Raw genomic sequence first — 2,648 nt, forward strand, 5'->3', positions numbered from 1 at the left:
GGGCGGAGCGTTAGGAGGTAACGGAAGAGGTTCGGAGCGCGGGGATCGATCGGTTGGCCGTTAGTGTGGGATCCGTAGGCTGGCCGGGGTATGACGGGAGCGGCGACGATGGGTGCGGTGCACGGAATGTTGAGTCTGATCTACTGGGTGCTCGGCGTCGCCGCGTTCGCGATGTCGGCCTTCGCGCTGATTCACGCGATCCGCACGCCTGCCAGGGCGTTCGCCATCGCCGGGAAGCAGACCAAGCAGCTCTGGCTGATCATTCTGGCCTTCGCCACGCTCTTCTCGTTCTCCGCCGCCGTGCAGTTCATCTTGTCCATCGGGCTGCTGTCGATCCTGTCGGTGATCGCGGCCGGGGTCTACCTGGCCGACGTACGCCCCGCCGTCAAGGGGATCGGCAAGGGCGGCAGCTCCGGCCCCTACGGCCCCTGGTAGGCAGAGAGCCCCGGTAAAGCGAGGGCTCTCACCCGGACAGCGGCATCGAACGCAGCGAGTCCACCAGCCATTTGCCCAGCCGCCGGTGTCCCAGCAGCGTCGGATGCACTCCGTCGGGCAGTACCAGCTCCGAGCCGCCGGACCGCGCGTCCGGCTGCTTCGCCACCTCGTCCACCGCGCCCGCCCCCTCCGGCTGGTCGATCATGGTCGCCAGCTCGGGCAGCGGGTCCAGGAAGGGCACCTTCGCCCGGCGGGCGGCCGAGGACACCGCGCCCTTGACGCCCTCCGCCCACGACGGCGGGGCGGTCATCCAGATCGGGCCGATGACGATGACGCGCGTGCGCGGCCACTGCTTCTTCACGGTGGTCAGCAGCCGGTGGCACGCGGCCGATACCCGCGCCGGGGACCACCTGCGGTCGTTGTGCCCGCCCGAGACGATCAGCAGGTCCGGGGCGGGCCGCCAGGCCAGTTCCTCGGTGAAGGAGGCCAGGAAGTTGCGTCCGGCCTTGCCGCGATTGAGGTAGCCGGTACCGGCCGCGCCCGCGATGACCGGCTGCCAGCCGAGCTGCCGCGCCGCGGCGGCGAGGTAGGTGTTCCAGCTCCGCACCGGCCCGGACCCGACGGTGAAGCTGTCGCCGACGGCCATCACGACAGGCGCCCGGTGCGTGACCGACGGCGGGGACACCCGTGTGGTGCGGTTCGGCTCCGGCGCCGCCCCGCCGCACCCGGCGACGAGCAGTACGGCGGCGCCGGCCACCGCGGCCAGCCTCCGCCGTAAGACCCGGCCCCGCGCCGCGGGCACCACACCCTTGCCTCGCGGTAAGCGCCGCCGCACGCCGGGAGCCTCGCCGAGGGGGTGGGGCGGGGAGGGGATGGTGCGGTACGTCAACGAGCGATGCGCTCGGTCTGGACCGCGCATAACCGCCTCTCGGGACCCGTAAGCTGCCGTTATGAGCAGCGACCTGCACGGAAGAACTCTCCGCCTCGAACTCGCCGAGCAGAATCTACGCGACTGGGAAGCGGTGGTGCTCGAAGCGTCTCCAGAAGGGATCGTGCTCAGCAAGTCGGCATTCTATCCGGGTGGAGGCGGCCAGCCCGCCGATCACGGAGTGCTGATATGGCAAGGCGTGGAGACCAGGATCGCCGGCGTGCGCAAGGGCGATGACCTCTATCTGATTCCCGCCGAGGGCGACCCGCTGCCGCCGCCCGGCACCACGGTTTCGGCCGCTGTGGCGGACGAGCGGCGGTCCGCCCTGATGCGTACCCATTCGGCGTTGCACGTCCTTTGCGGTGTGGTCTTCCGCGATTATGGCGCTCTGGTCACCGGCGGCAACATGGAGCCGCTGAGCGCGCGGATGGACTTCAACCTGCCCGAGGTGCCGCAGGGGTTCAAGGAGGCGGTGGAGGCGGCCTGCAACACCGAGGTGGTCGCCGACCGGCGGATCGACGTCCGGGTGCTGCCGCGCGCGGAGGCGTTCGAGATCCCCGACACCATCCGTACCGCGACCAACCTCGTCCCTGAGTCGGTGCAGGATGTCCGGATCGTCGACATCGTCGGCCTGGACACCCAGGCGGACGGCGGTACGCACGTCGCCTCCACCAAGCAGATCGGCCGCATCAAGGTCGCCAAGATCGAGAACAAGGGCAAGGGCTTCCGCCGCCTGCGCATCGCCGTCTCCGGCTGAGGCCGTCTGCCCCATGGGCCAGGGTCACCTGCGGTGGAAGCGGCGGTGGAGTTCGCGTACCTCGTCGACCAGCTCGGGCACGGGCCCTTCGACGATCACGCCGGGCGCGACCTCCCGCACCGGCAGCGGCCGTACCGGACCGGCCGGCACGCCCCATTCGGCCAGCCACCGGGTGAGCTGGGCCGACGAGCACACGTACACGATCCGGCCGAGGCCCGCCCAGGCGTGCGCGGCCGAGCACATCGGGCAGTGCTCGCCCGAGGTGTAGACGGTCGCGGCGGCGCGCTCGCCGGGGGTCATGTTCGCGCCCGCCCAGCGGGCCAGCTCGAACTCCGGATGCCGGGTACGGTCACCGGACGCCACATGGTTGTGGTCTTCGGCCAGCGCCGTGCCGTCCGCGCCGACCAGCACCGACCCGAACGGCTCGTCACCGACGTCCAGCGCCTGCTCCGCCAGCTCGACACACCGCCGAAGATGGCGCAACTCCGCCTGCCCGATCATGACGACCCCATCCCCCCGATCCCCAGC

4 protein-coding genes are annotated in these 2,648 nt (G+C 70.9%); 2 read left to right on the forward strand and 2 right to left on the reverse strand.

Annotation, left to right across the window (positions count from 1 at the left end; all coding sequences use genetic code 11):
- The first annotated feature begins 126 nt into the window (after positions 1-126).
- Complete coding sequence (locus C1I98_RS37690; protein ID WP_233508534.1) at positions 127-435, forward strand: DUF2516 family protein; 309 nt, start codon at positions 127-129, stop codon at positions 433-435.
- 28 nt (positions 436-463) lie between these two features.
- Here C1I98_RS37690 and C1I98_RS37695 read toward each other — a convergent pair whose 3' ends face one another.
- Positions 464-1,270: an SGNH/GDSL hydrolase family protein gene (locus C1I98_RS37695; protein ID WP_233508535.1), complete on the reverse strand. Its 807-nt coding sequence runs from the start codon at positions 1,268-1,270 to the stop codon at positions 464-466.
- Positions 1,271-1,385: 115 nt separating this feature from the next.
- On the opposite strand from C1I98_RS37695, the gene C1I98_RS37700 reads away from it, so the two are divergent.
- On the forward strand, positions 1,386-2,120 hold the full coding sequence (locus tag C1I98_RS37700) for an alanyl-tRNA editing protein (RefSeq protein ID WP_111172030.1): 735 nt from the start codon (positions 1,386-1,388) through the stop codon (positions 2,118-2,120).
- 24 nt (positions 2,121-2,144) lie between these two features.
- On the opposite strand, the gene C1I98_RS37705 is transcribed toward C1I98_RS37700, so the two are convergent.
- A complete protein-coding gene (locus C1I98_RS37705; RefSeq protein WP_111172031.1) occupies positions 2,145-2,621 on the reverse strand; it encodes a nucleoside deaminase in 477 nt (158 codons plus the stop codon).
- Positions 2,622-2,648 lie beyond the last annotated feature (27 nt).

This window comes from Spongiactinospora gelatinilytica (genome assembly GCF_003236385.1).
Classification (GTDB): domain Bacteria; phylum Actinomycetota; class Actinomycetes; order Streptosporangiales; family Streptosporangiaceae; genus Spongiactinospora; species Spongiactinospora gelatinilytica.

Bases quoted from the DNA above. Each gene is read 5' to 3' on its own strand.
- C1I98_RS37690 (WP_233508534.1), top strand. From the start codon at position 127: ATGTTGAGTCTGATCTACTGGGTGCTCGGCGTCGCCGCGTTCGCGATG.
- C1I98_RS37700 (WP_111172030.1), top strand. From the start codon at position 1,386: ATGAGCAGCGACCTGCACGGAAGAACTCTCCGCCTCGAACTCGCCGAG.
- C1I98_RS37705 (WP_111172031.1), bottom strand. From the start codon at position 2,621: ATGATCGGGCAGGCGGAGTTGCGCCATCTTCGGCGGTGTGTCGAGCTG.